The 25,530-nt window shown below is 60.3% G+C and carries 13 protein-coding genes; all 13 read left to right on the top strand.

Going from position 1 to position 25,530, the window contains the following annotated elements:
- Positions 1-6 precede the first annotated feature (6 nt).
- The 13 genes from HMPREF9166_RS04345 to infB all read left to right on the top strand — a co-directional run bounded on the left by HMPREF9166_RS04345 (position 7) and on the right by infB (position 25,512).
- A complete protein-coding gene (locus HMPREF9166_RS04345; RefSeq protein ID WP_009442849.1) occupies positions 7-12,825 on the top strand; it encodes a filamentous hemagglutinin N-terminal domain-containing protein in 12,819 nt (4,272 codons plus the stop codon).
- Between the two features lie 253 nt (positions 12,826-13,078).
- Complete coding sequence (gene hrcA / locus HMPREF9166_RS04340) at positions 13,079-14,113, top strand: heat-inducible transcriptional repressor HrcA (RefSeq protein WP_009442847.1); 1,035 nt, start codon at positions 13,079-13,081, stop codon at positions 14,111-14,113.
- Positions 14,107-14,697: a nucleotide exchange factor GrpE gene (gene grpE / locus HMPREF9166_RS04335; RefSeq protein ID WP_009442846.1), complete on the top strand. Its 591-nt coding sequence runs from the start codon at positions 14,107-14,109 to the stop codon at positions 14,695-14,697. Before hrcA ends, grpE begins: the two co-directional genes overlap by 7 nt.
- 37 nt (positions 14,698-14,734) lie before the next feature.
- Entirely contained in the window at positions 14,735-16,600 is a 1,866-nt protein-coding gene (gene dnaK, locus HMPREF9166_RS04330; protein WP_009442845.1) for a molecular chaperone DnaK, read from the top strand.
- Positions 16,601-16,609: 9 nt separating this feature from the next.
- Positions 16,610-17,758 (top strand): molecular chaperone DnaJ, encoded by a 1,149-nt coding sequence (dnaJ, locus tag HMPREF9166_RS04325; protein ID WP_009442844.1) that lies wholly within the window; start codon positions 16,610-16,612, stop codon positions 17,756-17,758.
- A gap of 128 nt (positions 17,759-17,886) precedes the next feature.
- Positions 17,887-19,452, top strand: coding sequence for a hypothetical protein (locus HMPREF9166_RS04320; protein WP_050749695.1), 1,566 nt, complete (start codon positions 17,887-17,889; stop codon positions 19,450-19,452).
- Positions 19,453-19,466: 14 nt separating this feature from the next.
- Positions 19,467-19,826 carry a hypothetical protein gene (locus HMPREF9166_RS04315; RefSeq protein ID WP_009442842.1) on the top strand — a complete coding sequence of 120 codons (360 nt, stop codon included), beginning with the start codon at positions 19,467-19,469 and terminating at the stop codon, positions 19,824-19,826.
- A 13-nt stretch (positions 19,827-19,839) separates the two neighbouring features.
- On the top strand, positions 19,840-20,601 hold the full coding sequence (locus HMPREF9166_RS04310) for a zinc-ribbon domain-containing protein (protein WP_009442841.1): 762 nt from the start codon (positions 19,840-19,842) through the stop codon (positions 20,599-20,601).
- Between the two features lie 123 nt (positions 20,602-20,724).
- Entirely contained in the window at positions 20,725-21,174 is a 450-nt protein-coding gene (gene rimP, locus HMPREF9166_RS04305; protein WP_050749694.1) for a ribosome maturation factor RimP, read from the top strand.
- Between the two features lie 12 nt (positions 21,175-21,186).
- The gene (nusA, locus tag HMPREF9166_RS04300; protein WP_039981013.1) at positions 21,187-22,320 is read left to right on the top strand and encodes a transcription termination factor NusA; all 1,134 of its coding nucleotides are present in this window, start codon (positions 21,187-21,189) and stop codon (positions 22,318-22,320) included.
- Positions 22,321-22,611, top strand: a complete 291-nt coding sequence (rnpM, locus tag HMPREF9166_RS04295; protein ID WP_009442838.1) for an RNase P modulator RnpM — start codon at positions 22,321-22,323, stop codon at positions 22,609-22,611. It abuts the gene before it with no gap.
- Entirely contained in the window at positions 22,595-22,927 is a 333-nt protein-coding gene (locus HMPREF9166_RS04290; protein WP_009442837.1) for a ribosomal L7Ae/L30e/S12e/Gadd45 family protein, read from the top strand. The genes rnpM and HMPREF9166_RS04290 overlap by 17 nt, the downstream gene beginning before the upstream one ends.
- Positions 22,927-25,512 (top strand): translation initiation factor IF-2, encoded by a 2,586-nt coding sequence (infB, locus tag HMPREF9166_RS04285; protein ID WP_009442836.1) that lies wholly within the window; start codon positions 22,927-22,929, stop codon positions 25,510-25,512. Before HMPREF9166_RS04290 ends, infB begins: the two co-directional genes overlap by 1 nt.
- The last annotated feature ends 18 nt before the right edge of the window (positions 25,513-25,530 follow it).

Below are 25,530 nucleotides of genomic sequence, written 5' to 3'. Positions count from 1 at the left end.
ACGACAATGAGCATCATGAACAGACACCGTCGCGGACGCCTGCGACGCGCCCTGCGCAGCGGCGTCAGTTTCTTTGCAGCAGGGACATTATTGGCGAGCACGGCAGAGCCCGTACTTGCCCTTCCGCAGGGCGGACAGGTCGCGGCCGGCGACGCACAGATCGCCTCGAACGCGGCAGAGATGGCGATCCATCAGAACTCGCAGAACGCCGTCATCAACTGGCAGAGCTTCAACATCGCAGCGGGCGAGCGCGTGAGCGTCCTCCAGCCGAACGCACAGGCGGCCCTCCTGAACCGTGTCCTCGGCAGCAACCCGTCCGAGATCTTCGGACAGCTGCAGGCGAACGGACGCGTCTTCCTCGTCAACCCGGCGGGCGTCTACTTCGCCCCGGGCGCACAGGTCGATGCGGGCGCGATCATCGCCTCCACCATGAACATCACGAACGCGGACTTCATGGCGGGACGCTACAACTTCGTCGGCACAGAGCACGACGGCAAGGTCATCAACAAGGCATCACTCGCCGCCCAGAACGGCGGGCTCATCGCCCTCCTCGGCAAGGACGTCGTCAACGAGGGCGTCGTCGTCGCGAAGAAGGGCACGGCAGTCCTCGCCGCGGGCGAAGAGGTCACACTCGACTTTGGCGGCGACGGCAAGGTCGAGGTCGTCCCCACCAAGGCGGCACTGGAGCAGGCAGTCACGAACAAAGGTCTCGTCGAGGCAGACGGAGGCCTTGTCTTTATGTCCGCTGCGACAGGCGAAATGCTCACGCGCTCGGCGGTCAATCAGGACGGCGTCGTCCGTGCCTCCTCCCTCGCAGACGCACCGGGCGCGATCCGCATCACGGCGCATGACGTGAACCTCGGCACGGGCAGCTTGACGGATGCGAGCGGCATGCAGGGCGGCACGATTGAGATCGGCGGCGGCTGGCAGGGCACGGGGACGCTTGCACACGCCACGAACGTGAGCATCGCGCATGGCGCGGCTCTGCGCGCCGACGCGACGGCGGACGGCGGCGCGGGCGGCACTGTCGCCGTCTGGTCGGACGGCGAGACGCGCTTCGCGGGCGAGATCACGGCGCGCGGCAGGGGCGCGGGCGGCATGGTCGAGACCTCGGGAGCGAAGGTCTGGATCACGGGCGACGTGCGTGCCTCCTCCGAGCACGGCAAGGCGGGTGAGTGGCTCATCGATCCCGGCGACATCGAGGTCAAGACGCGTGCGGCGGGCGATCCTGAAGCTGGCTCTCAGGCGGATGTGCAGACCGTCACCAATTCGCTGAACGGCGGCACATCGGTAACCATTCAGACGGAAAAGCTCACGGAACCGAACGACAACTCCATCACAGTATCGGATGCCATCACGAAGACGGCGGGCGGCGACGCAACTCTGACGCTCAAGGCGACGGGAAACGTAAATATCAACGCCAATATCACATCGACGGCGGGCAAGCTCAATGTGGACATCACCTCCGATACGAACCACCATGCGGGCGGTGCGGTCAGCGTCGCGAGCGGAAAGAATATCAAGACGCTCGGCGGCAATGTCAAGATCGGCGGCGGCCTTGTCGAAGCTGGCGTCGGCTTTGCCAACTCGCAGAGTGCGGGCGAAGCGGGCATCATGCTCAACGGTGTCACGATTGACACGACGGACGGCGCCACGGCGAGCGGCAATGTAGAACTCGCGGGCAGTACGACGGCAAATGCGGCGGGTGTTTCGCTCGTGGGCACGACGATCACGGCGGGCGCGGGCAAGGTCACGCTCGTCGGCAAATCCACGGGCGGCGGCAAGGGTATCGCCCTCGGCGGGAACATCACGACGCGCTCGGTCGAACTGCGCACGGATTCTCTCGACCTCTCGGGCACGATCACGGGCGACGGCGACCCCGCAGGCACGGCGAAGGTTTGGACGCTCTCGGACGGCAAGACCATCAACTTTGGCACGGGTACGGGCGGACTTGACCTTGCGGGTAATACGTTCTCAAGTGCGGGCAAGATCAAGGACTTTCATAAGAATATCGTCGGCGATGCCGCGAAGTCGGCAAATATTGTCGCAAATGGCGTGACGGCGGACAAAGATCTGGAAATGTATACGGGTGCAGGCACGCTGACGCTCAGCGGCGCGGTGAATATCGCTTCGACGTACGCGCTGACGCTTGGCTCGAAAAACGCCATCACGGGCGCGGGTGTCATCACGACGGACGCCCTCAAGCTCGACGCGGCAGATGCAACAGTGAACCTCACGGGCACGCAGATGCTTGGTAAGCTCGACGGCGCGGCAAAGGAGCTGACGCTCAAGAACGGCGCGAATCTCACGGTCGGTGAAGATACGGGGCTTGTGACAACGAACGGTGCGGACGTCGAAGTGACGGCGGGCGATCTCACGGTCGGCACGCACGGCATGACGAACGCGGCGGGCACGATGAAGCTCAAGGCGAGCGGCACGCTCAAGCTTGATGCAAATGCCGAGGTCAAATCGATGGGCGCGGCGGCGACATCGCTCGAAGCGACGGCGGTCAATTTTGTCACGGCGAGCAAGGTATCGACAGCAGGCGGCACGATTGATGTCAAGACGGATGCGCTGACGCTCCCCTCGGGAGCGCAGGGCACTCTTTCGAGTGCAAACGGCGCGGTTACGGTTGATACGAAAACGGCGGGCAAAAAGATCGCCGTCGGCTCTTCGACGCCCTCCGACCTCGTGCTGCCAAACCTCGATTTTATCAACTCGGGTACGGGCGAAATCCAGATCGGCAGCGCCGCGACAGGCAACGTCGAGATCGGCACAGCCGATGTCAAGGCGCCGCTCACGGTTGAGTCGGGCTCGACCATCAAATTCTCAGGCGCAATGACGAACGCAGGCGGAAAGGACACGACGTTCAAGGCAAATACCATTGACTTTGCTTCGGGTGCGAATCTCGCCTCGGGAGCGGGCACGATGACGATGACGGCGAACAGCGTCACGAACTGGAACGATGCCGCGTTTGCCGATACGAACGGCGCGGGCACGTTCGTCCTGAAGCCCAAGACGGCAGGAAACTTCACCGTCGGCGGCACGGCAGGTCTTGTGACGGATGCAGGCTTTGGAAAACTCAAGGCGGGCAATTTTAAGAACGTCTCCGTCGGTGCAAAGGACAATGGCGGCACGGCGACCATCGCGGGCATTTCAGCGGGCAATATGCCTAAGTATACGAGCATCCTGACGCAGGGGAAAATCAATATCACGGGCGCGGTCAACGGTGCGGCGACGGATACGCTCGCGCTCCATGCCGATGCGCCGGGGACGACAGACGGCGACGGGCTTTCTCAGAGTGCGCCCGTTTCGGTCGGCAACCTGCTGCTCCTCGGCAAAGGCTCGATGGATCTCAGCACGCAGCCGAATGCGATCAAGAATATTGCCGCTGATATGTCGGACGGCAGTTTGAAGCTCAAGAACAATACCCACATGAAGGTCGCCGTCGTTGAAGACCGCACGGTAAATCCTGCGAAGAACGTCGAGGGACTCAAGACGAAATCGACGGACATCCAGATGGCGGCAGGGCAGAAACTCACGGTCGAAGGAAAGCTCAATTCCACGGACGACACGAAGCTCGAAGCCGACGATCTCGATCTTGGAAATAACAAGGTCAATGTCGGCAAGAAGCTCACGCTCGAAAAGGCGACGAAGGCGCAGACCATCAACGTCGGCACGGGCACGGGCGACTGGAATATCAACAACGCGAATTACGGCAAGATCAAGATCGGCGGCGCGACGCAGACGGGCGATGTCAATATCAAGGGCGCAACGTTCAAGAAGCCATCGGACATCGAGACCACGGGCAAGGTCACGCTGACGGGCGCGACGAAGGCGGGCGCGGATGGTAAGTCCGACATGAAAATCAAGGCGCATACGGCAGAACTGCCGACGGCGTCCGATACGCTCGCTGTCAAGAATCTCGACCTCGACCTCTCGGGCGGCATCGATCTCGGTCTTGGCAAGATCAACGGACAGAAGGACGGCAAAGTCACGGCGAAGGGCGCATCGGCGAGTCAGGACATCTATATCAGTGACAATGCCGCAGATGCTCCTTCTACGGAGTTCCGCATTGCCTATCGCACGATCAACAATACGCTCGATGGCTTCGGCGGCTTCGACGTCGCGGGTGAGAAGCATGTCTACTTCTACGGCGGCGCAGTCAAGAAGTCCATCAATGCGGCGGGCAAGCTCGGCGTCGAGGTGCGCGACAATCTCACCATCGAGGGCAAGGGTACGAAGCTCAAGATCGGTGCAGATCCGATGCAGGCGGGGCACGATCCCGCATCGGTCATCACGGGCGGCTTTACCGTCAAGCAGGGCAAGACCGTCCATGTGCAGGGCTCGGACGGCACAAGCAAGGAAACCGGCGCGGAAATCAATATCCAGACGGACGGCAACATCCATCTCGAACAGGGAGCTACACTGAAGGTCGAGGGCAATTATGCACAGGCGACGCTCAATGCACGAAACGGCGATGTCGTACTGGAAGATAATGCCAAGGTGAAGGTTGCCGACGGCTCTACGCCCGTCTGGGTCGATGTGACGGGCAATAAGCTCAATCTCGGCGCAGGCGCTCAGCTCGACTCGGGCACCGATACCGTCGGTGCTCTGCGCGTGCATACGGATGAGATCGTCACGCCGACAGCGGACGACAATACGACGAACATCGTCGGCAAGAGCGGTCTCGTCATCACGCGCAAGACGGCGGGCGATCTGACGCTAAACAACTCTTCGACGGGCGCAGGGCTTCATGTCACGAGCGACCAGCTCAACGGCAAGCTCTTTGGCAATCAGTTCAGTGAGCTTGTTCTCGGCGACAATCGCAGCCAGACAGTCACGATCGACGGACTTGAGGCAAACAACCGCGTCGTCGTCAAGACGGCGGAGACGGGCAAGGTCACAATCGGTGCGGGCGGTCTCAAAGTCGGCACAGACGGCTCGAATAAGCCCTACAATGTCACGCTCACGACGGGCGAGATCGAGAACTCGGGCGGCGCGGGCGTCATGAATATCGGCGCGGGCAGCGCACTGAACCTCTATACGAACAATATCGCGAACCTCGCGGCGCACGGGAGCAGTCCGTCCGTCACAGGCACGGGCACGCTCGGCATCGGCACCTACAGCGGGGCGAAGTCCATCGGCGTCGGCGACGGCGCGGCGGGCGACCTGAAGCTGACGAACGACAAGATGACGAACGTGTTCGGCCCGAACTTCTCGCATTACAGCATCGGCAACATCGATCCGAAGGGCGGGGCGACCACGCAGGATACGATCAACGTGGCAGGCTCTTCGCTCGGGCAGAACACGACCCTGCAGGCGAAGCACATCAACTTCACGGGCGACATGACGCTTGCCTCGGGCAAGATCCTGACCGTGAACGCATTGCAGGACGCCAGACAGACGGCGGGCAAGATCAAGACGGACAATCTCGCCGTGATCTCCTCCAGCCTGAACCGCGACGGCTCGGTGGCTGCCGCGGGCGGCAGCATCACCCTCGACAAGGACAACGAGATCGGCACGCTCGCGGCGGACGCCTATGCGGTCAACGTGAAATCGAACAAGCTGACGATCGGCACGATCACGACGCCCACGGGGGCGCCGGTTCCTTCGCGTACCATTTCGGGCGTCAAGGCGGGGTCTGTCACCTCGGGTGGGACAACGAATAACGGCAACATCAAGCTCGCGGCGGACGAGATGACCTTTAGCGAGGCAGTCTCCGGCAAGGGAGCGCTGGAGCTTGAGCAGGCGACGGCGGGGACCGACATCAACATCGGCAAGTCTGGCACGGGGCTGACTTTGCCGGAAAATCTCTTCGGCGGCAATAAGATCAAGGACGGCTTCAAGCACGTCTACCTCGGGCGTGAAGACGCGACGGGAGCGACGAACGTCGGCGGCAATCTGAACTTCGTCGATCCGACGACGATCCGCTCGGGCAAGACGGCAGGCAGTATGACGCTCGACGGCTCGGCAAAGGTCGCGACGAACGGCAACGATTTCGCCCTTGAGTCAAAGGATCTGACGACGGCGGCGGGAAGCGAAGTCGATACGGGCACGGGCGCACTCACGCTCAAGACCGATGCGATGAACTTGAACGGCAAGATGAAGGGCAAGAAAGCGCTCAATATCCTGCCGATCTCGCATGGTCGGGATCTCAAACTCGGCGGCACGGTGAACGATCCGACGAAGCTCTCCTTGCTCGACAAGTATTTCAATGGCAACAACCGCCAGTTCTGGGAGTATGAGATCATCAACATTGGCGACAAGGGAGGCGGCGGCAGGCTCTATCAGAGCGGCACGATCGACATGCCGTTCACCGTCAACATCCAGCAGGCAATCACGAGCGGTACGGGCGGCGTCAACCTCTCCGGTTCGATCAAGACGCACGGTCAGAACTATACCGTTGCCAGCCGAGAGGTCAATCTCGACGATGCGCATATCAATGCGGACGGCGCCGACCGCGATCATGACGGCAATGTCGCGATCCAGGCGGATAAGCTCAACACGGCGAACGGCAGCACGATCACAGGCCACGGCGACGTCTCCTTCGACACCTATACGCCGGGCAAGACGCTCAACTTCGGCACGCCCGGCGCGGGCGGCTCTGCCTCCGATCCCACACTTCCGTCCGACATCTTCAGCGGCACGGGACTCCTGCGTAAGAACGCTGACGGCAAGGGCTTTAAGAAGATTCGCATCGGCGGAACGAATGCAGGGGATATCAAGGTTGGCAACGTCGACCTGCCCGAGGGGCTTGCCAATGCCGTATCCATCAAGACGGGCGGCAATGTGACCTCGACGGGCGTATTGAAATCCGTTCCGACGCTCGAAGTAGATGCACATAACGTAAATCTCACGGGTGCGAACGAGATCAAGAACCTCGGCAATATCACGTCCGCGACGGGCGTTTCCGTCGAGACAAAGGGCGGCACAAATATCACGGGCAAGATCACGGGCAATAACGCTCCGATCAACCTTACAAACAAGGACGGCGGCAACGTCACGATCGCGCCCGGCGGGCAGATCGTCGGCACGGGCACGTCCGACGTCGTCATCGAGGCGAAGGGCGGCGCGTTCAAGAACAAGGGCGGCGCAAACGCCATCCAGACCGCGCCCGGACAGCGCTATGTCGTCCATACGGAGGACTCCGTCGAGAACGAGATCGACGGGCTTGTATTCCAGTTCCGCAAATACGGCGTGGACTACAGCAACCGCAGCTCCTTCCCCGTTCCTGCGGGTCAGAACGCGATGTTTTACAAGTACCAGCCTGAACTCAAGCTCTATTCGACGCGCGCCTACGGCGACGACAACTCAGCCTTCTTCAACTCGACGGCAGGCTTCCATATCGCAGACGACGGCAACGTCAAGCGCCGTGCGCTCGACAAGACGGAGGTTGACTATATCCGTGCCCATGTGGGTGACTCGGGCACGCATAACTTTGGCACGACGAAGCATACGAACGTCAATGCCGACGTCAATACGGCGGACGGCACAGTGACGAATGCGATGACCGATGTCAATATGCGTTCGGGCGCACATACCTACGGCTCGGATTCGACCATTGCCAATGAGAAGATCACCTATCAGGGGCACAATGACCTCAACTACAAGATCACGGTCGACTACCGCATCGTGCCGCGCGTCGTCACTGTGACAGGAAAGACGGACACACAGAAATATAAAGGCTCGGGATATACCTATTCCGGTTATAATGGGGTCACGTTTGCCAACTTTGCGAACGGACAGACGGCATCATCGGCGGGAATTACGGCGGGGTCTATTACCTATACGCCGATTGCGGATTCCACACAGACGAGCGGCTATGCCCAGGGGGCAATCCACGCAGGGACCTATGATCTCGATGTGTCGGGAAACCTGAGGGGAGCAAACTATAATTTTGTTTACAAACCAGGAAAACTGACGATTCAGCCGCGCGAGATTCACTTTACTGCACCGAGCGGCACGCGTATTTACGGCAATGAAAATAATACCGCACAGCTGACGGGAAGCCTGTCTCATACGGGAGATTGGCTTGCTTCAGGTGACTCTTTTGACGCGTATACGGTTACGGCAACTGACAGCGCGAACCATGCCGTGACGAAGGAAACAGGCGTGGGCACCTACACGATGAAGGTGCAGGGAGCCATCATTGCCTCCAGCAGCGTTGCACGGGACGGGGATTACAAAATTACCTCAACGCCAGGTACACTGACGATCAATAAGCGTGACCTCTATATCACGGCGGGAGACAAGAGCCGTGCGTACGGCGATGACAATGATAAGGCGACGTATGTACCTGGCTCATCGAAGTTCACCGTGCGTACGGCGACAGCGACGACAGGCCTTGCAAACGACGATAAAATTTCGGATGTAGTGGAGACGCTCGACCCCTTGGCGACGGTGACGACGCACGCGGGAACGACAGGACTCAAGACAACGGTCTCGGGCGCGACCTTCGGCGTGGGCACGGATGCGAACTACAACGTGCACTATACGGACGGCACGTTGAGTATTACAAAGCGTAATCTGACGCTCGTTGCGGGTGATAAGACGCGCATCTACGGTGCGGCAAACAATACGGCGTCCTATGTGAACGGGACGGGGCTCTTTGCAGTCAAGACAGGGACGAACCTCGTCAACGGCGATCAGGTGACCTCGGTGACGGAGTCACTTGACGGCAATGCGGCAACGGATGCGGGCGTAACAGGGCTCATGACGCATATCTCGGGGGCTGTAATTGGCGGCGGAGCCGGCAATACGAATGACTACAACATTACCTACGAGACGGGCACACTCAATATAACGAAGCGCGATTTGACGCTCCATGCGGGCGACAAGACGCGTGTCTACGGTGCGGAGAACAGCACGGCGACCTATACGGGCGGCACGTCGAAGTTCCACGCTGACGCCGCGACGGGGACGACGGGTCTCGTGAACGGCGACACGATCGCCGACGTCACGGAGTCGACAAACGCCCTCATCACGACGGATGCGGGAACGACGGGTCTCAAGACGCAGATCACGGGGGCAAGTTTCGGCATGGGCAAGGCGTCGAACTACAACATCACCTACGTCGACGGCGGCTTCGACATCACGAAGCGCGACCTCTTTATCAAGGCGGGAGACAAGAGCCGCGCCTATGGTGCGGACAATTCGCTCGCCTCGTATGTGAACGGCACGAGCCGCATCAACGTGCGCGCGAAGGATGCGACGACGGGTCTCGCCAATGGCGATACGATTTCTGCCGTCACGGAGACGATCGATCCATTGGCGACGCCAACGACGGATGCGGGGACGACGGGACTCAAGACGACGGTCTCGGGCGCAACGTTCGGTACGGGGCTGGCTTCCAACTACACGATTCACTATGGAGATGGTAATTTCGCCATCACGCCGCGTGAGGTAAAGGTGACGGCAGGCAATGCCGAGCGCAACTACGGGCAGCCGAATCCTGTCGTGACGGCATACACCGTCGAGCACGGAACGAGTGCGACGAATCGTGGGCTGCTCCCGGGGGACAGCATCCCCATTACGGGAATCACGTCAACCTATGCACCGTCGATAACGACAACAACCAATGCGGGGACGTATAACAATGCGATTGTGATTGATCCATCCTCTGTTACGGGGAGCTATACCGGTGCGACGAATCTTGCAAACTATCGTTTTGTATATGAGCCCGGCACGCTGACCATCAAACCGACGGGCTTTACGCCAAGCACGCCGGGCGGTGCAGCAGTGACGACGAGCACGACGACATCGTCACAGACGACATCCGGCATGACGACGGGCGGCGGCGGTGCATCTGTCGGCACGCAGACGGGCGGCTCCGGCAGCATCGGCGGCGGCCCCGGACCCAGCATCGGCGGACTGCCCGGCGGTGGCGGCGGTGGCACGGGTGCCGGAGGTGCCGGTGGAGCCGGAGGTGGTGGTGGTGCAGGCGGCGGAACTGTTCCGACACCGGGCACAACACCGGGCGGCTCGTCCACGACGGGCGGCGGCTCTACACCGGGAACTGGCACAGTCCCAGGCGGCACACCGACACCGGGCGGCTATGGCATCCCGGGAGGAAGCTCGGGCAGTGTCCCGGGGATGCCCGGCGGCAGCACCGGCGGCACGGCAATTCCGGGCGGCAGCTCGGGCGGCATCAGCGTCGTTGGCGGCGGAATGGGCAGCATCGCGGGCAATCCGGGCGGACTGACGGGCGGCACGACAATCCCGGGCGGCAGCTCGGGCGGCGGCGTCAGCCTTGGCGGCGGCGGCCTGACCGGCGGTTCAACACCGAGCACGGGCGGTCTGACCGGCGGTTCGACGCCAAGCACTGGCGGCCTGACGGGTGGCTCCACTCCAAGTACCGGCGGTGTAACTGGCGGCACAACGGCAAGCACCGGTGGCGTTACGGGTGGAACGACGCCTAGCACGGGCGGCACGGGGACAACCCCGGGCGGCTCGACGGGCTCGACACCGAGTGCAGGAACGACCACAGGCGGGTCAACCCCCAGCACGGGAACAACAACCGGTGGCACCACGACGGGCACAGGCGGCTCGTCTACTTCGAGTACAACAACAGGTGGCGGCACGACCGGCTCAACCACGGGTACGGGCGGCACGTCGACCACAACAGGAGGTTCTTCCTCCAGTTCGGGCGGCTCGTCCACAAGCGGCGGAAGCTCCTCCTCGGGTGGTTCGTCAAGTTCGGGCACGTCGACCAGCGGTGGCTCTACGCCGGGCACTGGCACAGTCCCGGGCACTACACCGACACCGGGCGGCCTGACGGGCGGTTCGACACCTAGCACGGGCGGCCTGACTGGTGGCTCAACGCCGAGCACCGGCGGTGTAACTGGTAGCACAACGCCAAGCACCGGTGGTGTTACGGGTGGAACGACGCCAAGCACAGGCGGACTTACCGGTGGTTCGACACCGAGCACAGGTACATCCACGGGCGGCACGGGGACAACTCCGGGCGGCTCGACGGGCTCTACGCCGAGTGCAGGAACGACCACAGGTGGGTCAACTCCGAGCACGGGTACAACCACCGGTGGAACAACGCCGAGCACGGGTGGTTCCACGACGGGTGGCGGTACAACACCGGGAACGACAACAGGCACAACGACGGGCTCGACCACGGGCACAGGCGGCTCGTCTGGTTCGAGTACAACAGGCGGCGGCACGACCGGCTCAACCACGGGCAGGGGCGGAACGTCGACCACAACGGGCGGCTCCTCGACAAGCACGAGCGGTTCTTCTACTTCAACAGGAGGTTCGTCCTCCAGTTCGGGTGGTTCGTCTACAACTGGTGGATCTTCCTCCAGCTCAGGCGGCTCGTCCACAAGCGGCGGAAGCTCCTCCTCGGGTGGTTCGTCCAGTTCGGGCGGCTCGTCGACCAGCGGTGGCTCTACGCCGGGTACGGGCACAGTCCCGGGCTCTACACCGACACCGGGCGGCAGTACGGGAGGCTTTAGCTTCACGGGCGGCGGCTCTGGCTCTGTCCCGGGCATGCCCGGCGGCAGCGTCGGTGGCGGTACGGCGATCCCGGGCGGCAGCTCGGGCGGCATCAGCGTCGTTGGCGGCGGCACGGGCAGCATCACCGGAAATCCGGGCGGCCTGACGGGTGGCACGGCGATTCCGGGTGGCAACTCGGGCGGTGGCGTCAGCCTTGGCGGCGGTGGCCTCACGGGAGGCTCCACACCGAGCACGGGTGGCCTCACGGGTGGCTCAACGCCGAGCACCGGCGGTGTAACTGGCGGCACAACGGAAAGCACTGGTGGTGTTACGGGTGGAACGACGCCAAGCACAGGCGGACTTACTGGTGGTTCGACACCGAGCACAGGTACATCCACGGGCGGCACGAGGACAACCCCGGGCGGCTCGACGGGCTCTACGCCGAGTGCAGGAACGACCACAGGTGGGTCAACTCCGAGCACGGGTACAACCACCGGTGGAACAACGCCGAGCACGGGTGGTTCCACGACGGGTGGCGGTACAACACCGGGAACGACAACAGGCACAACAACGGGCACAGGCGGCTCGTCTGGTTCGAGTACAACAGGCGGCGGCACGACCGGCTCAACCACGGGCAGGGGCGGAACGTCGACCACAACGGGTGGCTCGTCTACCACGACAGGCGGCTCTTCGACCAGCACGGGTGGATCGTCCACAAGCGGCGGAAGCTCCTCCTCGGGCGGCGGCTCGTCTAGCTCGGGTGGATCTTCTTCCAGTTCGGGCACGTCGACAGGCGGCTCCGAGACGAATACGCCGCAGGGGGCGACGCAGGTGCCGACCAGCGACAAGGTCATTGTCACGATGGGGAACAACCCTGAGACACATGACTATGTTGAGGGCTCGGACGGCTCGTTCGGCTTTGACCTCGGGAAGACACGCGGGATTCGTGGTGTGCACCACGAGGAGATCCCAAACAGCACGGCTGAGGCAATCCCCGTCCTCTTTACGGACGGCGGCTCGCGCGATCTCGACGGCATCTATACGATCAACTATAGTCCCGTACGTCTGACGATCAAGCCTGCCTCAAAGAAGGTGGACATTCCGGATCCGAAGGAAATCCGCAATATGTCTGAGCAGAGGCTCAACTTCCTCTATCAGACAGCAAACGGAGCCTATGAGGTGACGTTTGGCAACGGCATTGTGACGCTTTATCCGAAGGATGAACCGGCACTTACGATTGTGACGAGTTCAGACCGCAAGGCGGAACGCGCCGTACTGGCATCGGGACTTCTCACAGCAATTGAGAATCTCGGCGTAACGCCGGTAGAGATCCGCGCGGTCTACATCTTCAAGGTCTTTGCGGATAAACCGACTGCGTAGTAGTTTATTCCATCCTATGGAGCGGTACGGGACAGTTTGTTTTCGTGTCGCTCTTTTCTTGTGTCCTGTCACGGTAAGGAATCCTGCGATCTTTTGGATGGCAGGGGACGCTAAAAGAGATATCCGCAATAAAAAATTTGACTTTTTGTCATTTTGCTATTGACTTTTTGTTTTTTACGCTGTATATTCTTTATAGATTTTGATTAGCACTCAGACCAATAGAGTGCTAACAGAATTGAAAGGAGAGGGGTGAATGTCGAACGATCTGGATGAGCGCAAGAGCCAAATCCTATGGGCGGTCGTCGATGACTACATTGCATCGGCGGAGCCGGTCGGGTCACGGACACTTGCGCAGAAGTACAATCTCGGCATCAGCCCTGCCACCATTCGCAACGAAATGGCGGATCTGGAAATGCTCGGTTATCTGGAGCATCCGCACACATCCGCCGGACGCATTCCGTCGTCGAAGGGCTATCGCTTCTACGTCGACGGGCTGCAGCCTATCGCTCCGGTGACGGATGCCGAGAAGACAAAGATTCATGATTGGTACAAAGGGCGCGTGCGGCGGCTCGATGAGGTGTTTCAGGAAACGGCGCGCCTCATCGCCGATGTGACACATAACCTGTCGCTCGTGCTTGCACCGCAGGCCGCACAGTCCACGTTCCGCATGCTGCAGTTCCTGCCGCTTGATCTCGGTCACGCGATTGCCGTCCTCATGACGGATGCAGGGTTCGTCGAAAACCGTATCGTCGAGATTCCAGACGGTGCGACGTTCGCAGATTTCCAGCGGATGGCGGGCGCGGTGAATCAGACGCTCTCGGGCAAGGCACTCCGTGCTGTGACAAAGCAGGATATGCGCCGCATCCGCGATGCGATCGGCGATGAGTCGATCTTCGTCGCGGCGGTGGAGGTGATGCACCGCGCGCTCGAAGGGCGTGAGGATGGTCGTCTCTATCTTGGTGGGACAGCGCAGCTCCTCAGCAATCCCGAGTTTCAGGATCTCGATCGCGTACGCGCGATGCTGCTCGTCCTTGAGCGCGAGGATCTTGTGAAGGATATCCTGCATACCCATGCGGGAGAGGACCTGACAGTCACGATCGGGCGAGAGAACGAGAGCAGTACGTTTTGGGACAGCAGCTTCATCACGGCGACCTATCATGTCGACGGAAAGCTGCTCGGAACGATTGCCGTGCTCGGGCCGACGCGGATGGAATATGCGAAAGCAATGCGCATCCTTGACTATGTCAATACGAACTTGACAGAAATGATCTATCAATTAAAGTGGTAGGAGAGGTGAACGGCTTGCAGGAAGAAGAGAAGGTACAGGACACGGCAGAGGGGCAGCCTGAGGCTGCTGCGGATGCTGTGACTGAGACGGATGCGGCGGACACACCCGCAGGGGAGGAGGACAGCGCCCCGACCGAGGCGGATAAAATTGCCGCACTCGAGGCGGAGCTGAAGGAAAAGAGTGATCGTGTCCTGCGCCTGCAGGCGGATTTTGAAAATTTCCGCCGCCGCACGGCGAAGGAAAAAGAAGAACTCGCCGCCGTCATTACGCAGAATATGCTCGGCGATCTGCTGCCGCTCCTCGATAATTTTGAGCGGGCACTCGCCGTGGAGCAGACGGATGTCGAGGCGTTCCAGAAGGGCGTCGAGATGATTCACACGCAGCTGCGTGAGGTCATGCAGAAGCACGGTCTTGAGGCCATCGAGGCAGAGGGCCAGCCCTTCGATCCGAATTTTCACCAGGCGGTGATGCGCGTGGAGGATGCGGATGCAGAGGACGGAACGATCACACAGGTGCTCCAGAAGGGCTACCAGGCAAAAGGACGTGTGATCCGCCCCGCGATGGTGCAGGTCGCCGGTAACTAACGAAATAATATCTTTATGATTTTTGGGGGAATATAACATGGCTAAAGTAATTGGTATTGATCTTGGTACGACGAACTCGGTTGTCTCCGTGATGGAGGGCGGCGAGCCGGTCGTTATTACGAATCCTGAGGGCAGCCGCATCACGCCGTCTGTTGTCGGTTTTACGAAGGACGGCCAGCGTCTCGTCGGCCGCCTCGCGAAGAATCAGGCGGTGTCGAATCCTGACCGCACGATCTCGTCGATCAAGCGTCACATGGGTGATCCGAACTATCATGTCACGATTGATGGAAAGAGCTACACGCCGCCCGAGATCTCAGCAATGATTCTGCAGAAGCTCAAGAGCGATGCAGAGGCATATCTCGGCGAGACGGTCTCGCAGGCGGTCATCACGGTGCCGGCGTACTTCAATGACAGCCAGCGTCAGGCGACGAAGGATGCGGGTAAGATCGCAGGCCTTGAGGTGCTGCGTATCATCAACGAGCCGACGGCGGCGGCACTCGCCTATGGCTTGGATAAGGATCAGGATGAGACGGTGCTCGTCTTCGACCTTGGCGGCGGCACATTCGATGTCTCCATTCTTGAGCTGAGCGAGGGCGTGTTCGAAGTCAAGGCGACGAACGGCGACACGGTGCTCGGCGGCGACGATTTCGATAAGAAGATCATGGACTGGATGGTCGAGGAGTTCAAGAAGGAGAACGGCATCGACCTCTCGCAGGACAAGATGAGCGCACAGCGTCTCATCGAGGCGGCTGAAAAGGCGAAGATCGAACTCTCGAGCATGAGCCAGACGAACATCAACCTGCCGTTCATCACGGCAGATGCCACGGGCCCGAAGCATCTCGATCTGACGCTCTCGCGTGCGAAGTTCGATGAGCTGACAGCTGACCTCGTGGAACGCACGATGGTGCCGACGCGCAAGGCTATGGAGGATGCGGGGCTCTCGGGCAGCGACATCGACAAGATCATTCTCGTCGGCGGCTCGTCCCGTATCCCTGCGGTACAGGAAGCCATCCGCAAGATCCTTGGCAAAGAGCCCTCGAAGGGCGTCAACCCGGATGAGTGCGTCTCCATCGGCGCCGCGATCCAGGGCGGTGTCCTCGTCGGTGAGGTCAAGGATGTCCTGCTCCTCGACGTTACCCCGCTTTCGCTCGGCATCGAGACCCTCGGTGGCGTCTGCACGAAGATCATCGAGCGTAACACGACGATCCCGACCTCGAAGAGCCAGGTGTTCTCGACGGCGGCGGACAATCAGCCGGGCGTTGAGATCCATGTCCTGCAGGGCGAGCGCGAAATGGCAGCGGGCAACAAGACCCTCGGCCGTTTCCAGCTGACGGACATCCCGCCCGCACCGCGCGGCGTACCCCAGATCGAAGTCAAGTTCGACATCGATGCAAACGGCATCGTCAATGTGTCGGCAAAGGATCTCGGCACGGGCAAGGAGCAGAAGATTACGATTCAGTCCGACAGCGGCATGAGCAAAGAGGACATCGACCGCATGGTTAAGGAAGCCGAGGCACACGCTGCCGAGGACAAGGCGCAGAAGGAAGCCGTCGATGCGCGCAACACGGGCGACTCCCTTGTCTATCAGGCGGAGAAGGCGATCAAGGATCTCGGCGAGAATGCGGACAAGGCGCTCGTCTCCAAGGTACAGGCAGGCATTGATAAGTTGAAAGAGGCTCTCAAGGGCTCTGATCTCGAAGCGATCAAGTCTGCGACGGAGGAGGTTCGCCAGCCGCTCTATGAGCTCTCTGCGGCTGCCTATCAGCAGGCACAGCAGGCAGCGGGTGCCGCCGGTGCAGCGCCGGGCGCGGAGGCAAATGCCGGCGCAGGTGCGCAGGGAGCGCCGCAGGACGACAACGTCGTCGATGCGGAGTTCACCGAAGTCAAGGATGATAAGAAGTAAGGTGGTATCGTGAGCGAGAAACGCGATTACTACGAAGTCCTGGGGCTCAAAAAGGGAGCCTCGGACGACGAGATCAAAAAAGCATACAAGAAACTCGCGCGCAAGTATCACCCCGACCTCAACCGTGACGACCCGAAGACTGCCGAGGAGAAATTCAAGGAGGTCAACGAGGCGTACGATGTGCTGAAGGATCCGAAGAAGAAGGCGACGTATGACCAGTTCGGTCACGATGCCTTTGACCCGCGCCGCGGCGGTGCGGGGGCCGGAGGGGGCAGCCCCTTCGGCGGCGGATTCGAAGGCTTCGATATGAACGATATCTTCGATATGTTCGGCATGGGCGGCGGCGGTCGCCGTGCACGCAGACAGGGCCCCGAGCGCGGGGCTGATCTGCGCTACGATCTGGAGATTTCGTTTGAGGAGGCAGCATTCGGCAAGGAGGTCGAGTTGTCTATCCCGCGTGAGGAGAACTGCCCGACCTGCGGCGGCTCCGGCGCGGCAAAGGGCTCTGCGGCAGAGACCTGTCCGACGTGTCATGGCTCCGGGCAGGAGCAGGTGATGCAGCGGACAATGTTCGGCAGCATGATGACCTCGCGTACGTGTAGCCAGTGCCACGGCACGGGCAAGATCATCAAGACGCCGTGTCCCGACTGTCATGGTACGGGTCGCAAGCGCGTGACGAAGACGATCAAGGTCAACATTCCGCGCGGCGTGGACGACGGCCAGCGCGTCCGTGTGACGGGCAGCGGCGAGGCGGGTGTACGCGGCGGGGCGAACGGCGACCTCTACGTCTACATCTTCATCCGGCCGCACAAGCTGTTCCAGCGGCGCGGCAACGATGTCATCATCGAGATCCCGATCACGTTCGTGCAGGCATCGCTCGGCGCAGTTGTGCAGGTGCCGACGCTCGACGGGGCGGTCGATCTCAAGATCCCGGCGGGGATCCAGACGGGGACGGTGCTGCGCGTCAAGGGCAAGGGAATCCCCAGCCTGCGCGGCACGGGACGCGGTGACGAGCATGTCCGCGTCAAGGTCACAACGCCGCAGAAGCTCTCAGCAAGGCAAAAGGAGCTCCTCAAGGAGTTCGCGGAGCTGAGTGGCGATGCGGTGAATCCGGAGCAAAAGAGCTTTACGGAGAAGTTCAAGGATCTGTTTACCTGATCTATTTCAGCGAGGCGGCTGCAGCGTTTGCTGCGGCCGCCTCACTGCGCATTGACATCGTTTCCTACTTTTGTTAGGATAAAAGGAATTGAAATTTGTATTGAGGGCGCATGGCATCGGGAGGGTTCATGGAAAATGTCTACGCGTTGGTCAAGCGTTTTTACTTGGCGCATGGACGCGCACAGATTTTTGTTCCGCGCACACTGACGGAGCGGTATCTGCGTGAGGCGGCGTGGCGGGGCGAGAGTGCTGAGGGGCTGTGTACGGACTGGTACTGCATTGAGGACTTTCTCACGGTCATCATGCGGCGCGATGATTCGCTCGCACGGCTTTTGATCCATATCGACTATCTTGCGCTCTTTTTCCGCTTTGCCGACGCGCATATCGATCGTCGTCCGCTGAAACGCCATGCGGAGGATTATTTTAAACGTATGAATGACTTCCTCACGTATCTGGATGAGACGGGGAAGTATGAAATCGATTTCGGTGAGCTGGATGCCGATTTGGAGATGTTCTACCTTACGGGGCGTTTTCGTCTGCCGGAGCGTGTGGAGTGGGAGGAGATCGAAGGGCTGACCCTTGAAGATATCGAGGAGGATGAGCGCATCGAGATGGAGGAGCTGAATCTGCAGCTTAACGAGCTCCTCCACGAGATCGGCGAGTATTTCCGTCGCCCCATGTACCAGCGGGAGATCGGGCGCGCGGCGATGATCTATACGGGCAATCTCTACGACGCGAGTGCCTACGAGCAGTCTTCTGATGAGGAAAAAGAGGCATTCTGGCTGCGGTTCTGGGACTATTTCTTCTTTGACTATCATCTGATCAGTACGGATGAGACACCGATCGAGCATTTTTGTGCGAAGGAGGATAAGACGCTGCGGCAGGATGAACGCGAGATCCTGCGCGATCTCCTCGCGGCACGGTTCGCTGTGCTGACGGTGGAGGAGACGTATGAGGATCACATCGTCTGCAGCGATCTTCTGCGTGAGGAGGAGGTTGTTCTGCCGCGGCCCGACATCCCGGGAGCGCTCGAGAAGAACATTCTGTTCGGGCACATCTGTGATGAGGGCATGATGATGCTCAACTATATCACGGCCGTGCCCGCGAGCAGACCGCTGCAGCGGCGCATCAAGGATACAATTCAGCAGGAGTATGAGCTCTTTCTCTATCAGTCGCCCAAGGCGGATATGGATGATTTTCTCGCACGCGAGGCGGCGCTCGTGCGTCATACGATTCACATGCTCGCGTCGCATGCACGGCTGAATGTCCTGCCGCAGCATGCGCTGCCGCCGAGGCGTCCGAAATGGACGCTTTCGCAGCGTACGTGTGCGGAGGAGTTCAGTGCACTCGCTGTCGTATCGGAGGCACTCGGATTCAGCCACCATGCGCGGGATTTGCTCGGGACGATGTTCTTTGACTACGCGCAGTTTGATCTGAAGCGAGCGCAGACGCCGGAGATGCTGACGGCAGCGATTTTCCTCTTTGCCGAGATCAATGGCATTGATCTCACGTCGCTCACGGAGCTGTATCATGTGCTCGGTTCGAATAAGCGGAGTGTCAATGCCGCGTATCGCCGCATGCGGGAGACGCTCGGCTGCGTTCCGTTCGACCCGCGCTATCTGAGCGAGGAGGGGTTCGTGACGATGTTGTGCGGTGCGGCGATGCGCAAGGTGGATGAGAAAAAAGAGTCGTGAAGGGAGGAGACCCCATGGAACAGGATCCGCGTATCCGGCCGATGAGTCCGGAGGAGAATGCCGCTTATCGCGGTGTGACGGTGGATGAGAGCGGCGCAGAGCCGCAGGATGAGGCACGGCATGGCTCTGCCTATGGCGGCGGGCGCGGTTCTGTGCGCTATATCCGCATCGGGACCGGGATACCACGCCGCTCGCTGTTTTCGAGCATTGTATGGGCGGCTGTGTTTGCGGCACTCCTTGCAGCGTTTCTTTTTGTCGCGCTGCCCGCGATTGCTATGATTCTCGTGGCTGTCCTGATCGCAGGAACGATCCTCCGGCTCATCGGTCCGAGCCGCGTGATGTCGTGGATCGTACGGCGGCTGTACGGGAGATAGAAAGGTGGATCCAATGAAATTATGTGAAAAATGCGGAGCTTCCATTGATGAGAATGTCAAGTTCTGCCCACACTGCGGCGCGTCCCAAGAGCAGCTGCCGGATGCAGCGGAAAACCCTGTGAAAATGGCGGATGCAGAAGATGTGCAGCAGCCTGTGCAGACGGCAGAGGCTGAGGAGAACACGAAGAAGATCAGGAAGCTGCGTGAAAACCTGGTTGTTACTTCTTACATCAGCGTCGGTGCCATTGTGGTTTCTGTGTTTATGCCGTGGATTTCCCTCGGGAAAATGATTGACGTGTCCATCATGGATATCAGCAAAGGTCTGATGCTTGCCCTTATCTTTGTCGGTGCAGCTTCTGCTCATGCACTTCTGAAAAAGAAAAATTATGTTTTGGCAGCGGCAATGGGGCACTCTCTGCTCATTTTTTCTGTCATTGCATTTATTCGATATCAGAGTGCGATTTCGGAACTGAAGAAGACATTTCTTGGTGCAATGGCGGGGTCGGCAATCTCGGTCGACTTGGGAGCAATGTTTTTCTTTGTTGGAGCAATCAATCTGTGTGCAGGGAGTGTTCTGCTGTATGTGACCGATCAGCTGCTTTCGCAGGGCACTGCACTGACAGGTGATATTATTTTCCGTGCGTGGAAGGAACTGGTTTGCGCAAAGGTGAAGGTCGCCTCGATTGAGGTGAACGGGTGGATTTATTCTCTCGTCATCGGTATCCTGCTGATCATGCTGTTCTCGCAGTCGAGTCTCAGCCGTATGATCCATTGACGAAAATCACTGTGAGGGCTTTACAAAAGTCCTACCCTATGCTATACTGCAAGAAATTCATTTAAGTTTCGGAAAGAGTGGGTGGAAGCCCACTCTTTCATTACGTATGAGAAGAGGGAGAGCATGAGCGCGAAGATCGAGGAGCGCGTCGAGGAGATGGTGCGCGGACTGCTGACGGATTCGCCCGCCATCGAGCTAGTGGATGTCGAGTACGTGAAGGAGCGTGACTACTATCTGCGCGTCTACATCGACAAGGCGGGCGGCATCGACATCGACGACTGCCAGCGTCTCAGTGAGCGCCTGGAGGAGATTCTCGATCGGGAGGACGTTATTCCCGACGCATACACTCTGGAGGTTTCGTCACCAGGGCTTGACCGTGTCCTGCGCAAGGAACGCGACTTTGTACGTGAGCATGGACGCGTCGTCGATGTGACGCTCTATGCTCCGTTTGAGGGAAAGAAACAGTGGACCGGGACGCTCGCGGGGTATGACGGTGAGACGTTGACACTGGATGATGGGATACGGATTCCCATGCAGCAGGTCTCACAGGTGCGCCTGCATATCGATTTTTAGGAGGCTTTGGGGTTGGCAAGAAAAAATACCAAGGAGAAGGACAGCGGCAAGGAATTTTTGCAGACGCTGAAGGAGCTGGCGTACGAGAAGGGCATCGATGAGGAGCTCCTCTTTGAGACGATCGAGGCGGCACTGATCTCGGCGTACCGCCGTAACTTCGGTGCGGCACAGAATGTCCGCATTTCCCTGTCACGTGAGACGGGTGCGTTCCATGTTTTCGCCATTAAGACGGTGGTGGATGAGGTGGAGAGCGATGTCACGGAGATTGGACTTGCACAGGCCAGAGCCATCAATCCGGACTATGTGGTCGGCGACGTGGTCGAGATCGAGATGACGCCGGCGAACTTCGGACGTATTGCCGCACAGACGGCGAAGCAGGTCGTCATGCAGCGACTGCGTGAGGCAGAGCGCGGCATCGTCTACGAGGAGTACATGAACCGCTCCTCGGAGATCGTCACGGGGATCGTCCAGCGCGTCGAGGGGCATAATGTGTTCGTGGACATCGGGCGCGCCGAGGCAGTGCTCATGGCGACAGAGCAACTGCCGAATGAGACGTACAACTACGGCGACACGGTGCGCGCCTACATCATCGAGGTCAAGCGTACGAGCCGCGGCCCGCAGATCATGCTCTCACGGACGCATCCGGGACTGCTCAAAAAGCTCTTTGAACTGCAGGTGCCGGAGATTCAGGAGGGGGTCGTCGAGATTCGCTCCATCGCGCGTGAGGCGGGCAGCCGCTCCAAGGTGGCGGTCTGGTCGTCCGAGGAGCGCGTCGATCCCATTGGCGCCTGCGTGGGCCCGCACTATATGCGCGTACAGGCGGTTGTCGATGAACTGGCGGGGGAGAAGATCGACATTGTCAAATGGAGTGACGATCCCGCGACCTATATCGCCAACTCGCTGAACCCCGCCAAGGTGATCTCGGTCGCGGTGAACGAGGCGGAAAAAATCTCCCGCGTTGTGGTGCCCGACTACCAGCTCTCACTTGCCATCGGCAAGGAGGGGCAGAATGCCCGCCTTGCCGCAAAACTCACGGGATGGAAGATCGACATCAAGAGTGAGACGCAGGCACGGGAAACAGAGCAGGCCGATGGTGCGCCTACAGATGCGCCGTCCGAAGACCAAGCGACGCCTGAGGAGGCCTAAATGGGGCGGGCGAAACAGCCCGAGCGGCTGTGTGTCGGCTGTCGAACGCTGCATCCCAAGGACAAACTGCTGCGTGTTGTGCGTCATGCGGATGGAACCGTCGGTATTGATCCGACCGGAAAGAGCCCGGGACGGGGGGCCTATCTCTGTCGCTCTGTCGCCTGTGTGCAGGAGGCACGGCGTCATGGCGGTCTTTCGTGGTCACTGAAAGGCCGCGTTGCACCTGCGGTCTACGATGCGGCGGAGGCGGCGGTCTCCGGAGAGGAGTGTGCTCATGGACGCAGCGACTGAAACGCGCGTACAGAATCTCCTCAGTATGGCGGCACGCGCGCGGCGTATTGTCTCGGGAGCATTCATGGCGGAGGAGATGCTGTGGAAGAAGCGCGGCGCCTATCTCCTGCTCGCGCGGGATGCGTCGGAGGAGACGAAGGATAAATTTACCCGCATGGCGGCACAGATGGACGTGCCGGCGGCGGAACTGCTGACGATGCAGCAGCTGGGACACTGTCTTGGCAAGGAATACCGTGCTGTTGCACTGCTGATAGATAGAGGATTTGCAAAGAGGCTCGCCGCCTGCTTGCATGATATACCGACGGGGGTGGATTGATGTCAGAAGCGAAATACAGAATCACCGATTTGGCGAAGGAATTTAAGATGGACAAAGGTACCATTATTGACATCCTGAAGAGCAAGAACTACAAAGTAAAAAATATGTTCAGTGCCGTCGGTGAGGAGGAGCGCGCAGCCGTCAAGGCGGAGCTCGGACGTACGGCGAAGCCCGTGCGTAAGGAGGCGCTGCCGAGCAAGGCAGCAGCGAAATCTGCGGCACCGAAGACGACTGCGCCCAAGAAGCCTGCGGAGAAGGCTGACGACGCGGAAAAGTCGGCAGAACAGCCGGAGGTAAAGGCGCCGAGTGCGCCCGCTGAGGAGAAGGAGCGCCCTGTTCTTCGTGCGCGCACGAAGGCGCCCGGCATCGTCATCGTTCGGCAGGCACCTGCCAAGACTGCGGCCGAGACGCCGCAGCGTCGGAGCAGTACAGGGGCAGCAGGCAGCTCTGCGAGCCGCAGCTCCCGTCCGGCAGGGCGCCCCGGCGGTGCACGCCCGGCAGCGCCGGCAATGCCTGCGATGCCGCCGACGGAGGGACGCGGTGAGAGCCGCAGACGCGGCGGCGGTCGCAGCAATGAAGGCGGTGCGGGCTCGGATCGCGGACGCGGCGGGCGTAGCGGCGCGCGACGCGATCGTGAGGAGCGCAGCGATCTGCGTCAGAACGACCGCAGCCGCGGCGGCGCACGCAAGGGACGCAAGGGGGGACGCGGCACAGCGGCGTCTGCTCCCGCAGCAAAGGTGGAGATCGCACGGCCGAAGCACATCAAGCTGCCGGAGACGATTGCCGTCAAGGATCTCGCATCCAAGATGAGCTACACCGCATCGGACATCATCAAAAAGCTTATGCTCATGGGCGTCATGGCGAGCATCAATCAGGAGATCGACTTTGATACGGCAACGCTTGTGGCAGGGGAGTTCGGTGTCACCACCGAGGAACTGCCGCCGGATATCGATCCGACGCTGATCCCCGAGATCGTGGATGATCCGAAGACGCTGAAGGAGCGTCCGCCCGTCGTTACGGTTATGGGTCACGTCGATCACGGCAAGACGTCGCTGCTCGACGCCATCCGCAATACCTCGGTCAGCACGCATGAGGCGGGCGGCATTACGCAGCACATTGGTGCCTATCAGGTCGTCTGCAAGGGGAAGAAGATTGTCTTCCTCGATACGCCGGGACATGAGGCGTTTACAGCAATGCGTGCGCGCGGTGCGCAGATCACGGACGTTGCGATCCTCGTGGTCGCGGCGGATGACGGCGTGATGCCGCAGACGGTCGAGGCAATCGACCACGCGAAGTCGGCGAATGTGCCGATCATCATCGCCATCAACAAGATCGATAAGCCCGGGGCAAATCCCGAGCGCGTCAAGCAGGAGCTGATGGAATACGGGCTCGTCGCCGAGGAGTACGGCGGAGACACCATCATGGTGCCCGTCTCGGCAAAGCAGCACACGGGCATTGACGATCTGCTTGAGAACATCCTGCTTGTCGCTGAAGTCGAGGAGCTGAAGGCAAACCCGAACCGCGAGGCGCGCGGCGTCATCATCGAGGCAAAGCTCGACAAGGGCCGCGGCTCCGTGGCGACGGTGCTCGTTCAGAGCGGTACGCTGCGCATCGGAGACTCTATCGTCGTCGGTACGGCGTACGGACATGTCCGCGCGATGATCAACGACCGCGGCGACAACGTTAAGAAGGCAGGCCCGTCGATGCCGGTTGAGATCCTCGGTCTCAACGATGTGCCCTCGGCAGGCGACATCCTTGCTGCCGTCGATGAGAAGCAGGCACGCTCCATCGCCGAGGCACGCCTTGGAAATCAGCGCCGTGACCTCATCAAATCGAAGAGCGTTTCGCTCGATGCGCTCTTCCAGCAGATTCAGGAAGGCGACATCAAGGATCTCAACATCCTTGTCAAGGCGGACGTGCAGGGCTCGGTCGAGGCACTGAACTCGGCCCTCCTCGGGCTCAACAAGAACGACGAAGTGCGCGTGAGCATCGTGCATTCGGGCGTCGGTGCGGTCAGCGAGTCCGACATCATGCTCGCCTCCGCATCACAGGCAATCGTCATCGCGTTCAACGTGCGTCCCGATGCAAACGCACGCCGCCTTGCCGATACGGAGAACGTGGACATCCGCACTTACCGCGTCATCTACGATGCGCTCAACGATGTCAAGGATGCGATGAGCGGCATGCTGAAGCCGAAGTATAAGGAAGTGATCCAGGGACGGGTCGAGATCCGTCAGGTCATGCGCTTTTCCAAGGCACTGGTCGCGGGCTCATACGTCCTCGAGGGCAAGATCAAGAGCAACTCCAAGATCCGTATCCTGCGCGACAATGTCGAGCTGTTCGACGGGGAGATCGACTCCCTGCGCCGCTTCAAGGATGAGGTGAAGGAGGTCGCCGCCGGTTATGAGTGCGGTATCTCGATTGTCGATTTCCGCGACTTTGCCGAGGGCGATATCATCGAGGCGTATACGATGGAGGAGATCGAGACCTCCATTGCCGAGGCGAATAAGGCGGCGGAGCAGAAGCGTGAGGAACAGGCTGCTGCGGCTGCGGCAAAGGCAGAAGAGCACGCCGAAGAAGAATAATAACCGGCAGTCTGCTGC

It is taken from the genome of Selenomonas sp. oral taxon 149 str. 67H29BP, from assembly GCF_000146365.1.
GTDB classification, from domain to species: Bacteria; Bacillota; Negativicutes; order Selenomonadales; family Selenomonadaceae; genus Centipeda; species Centipeda felix.
This window is presented reverse-complemented; position numbering and strand designations above follow the sequence as displayed.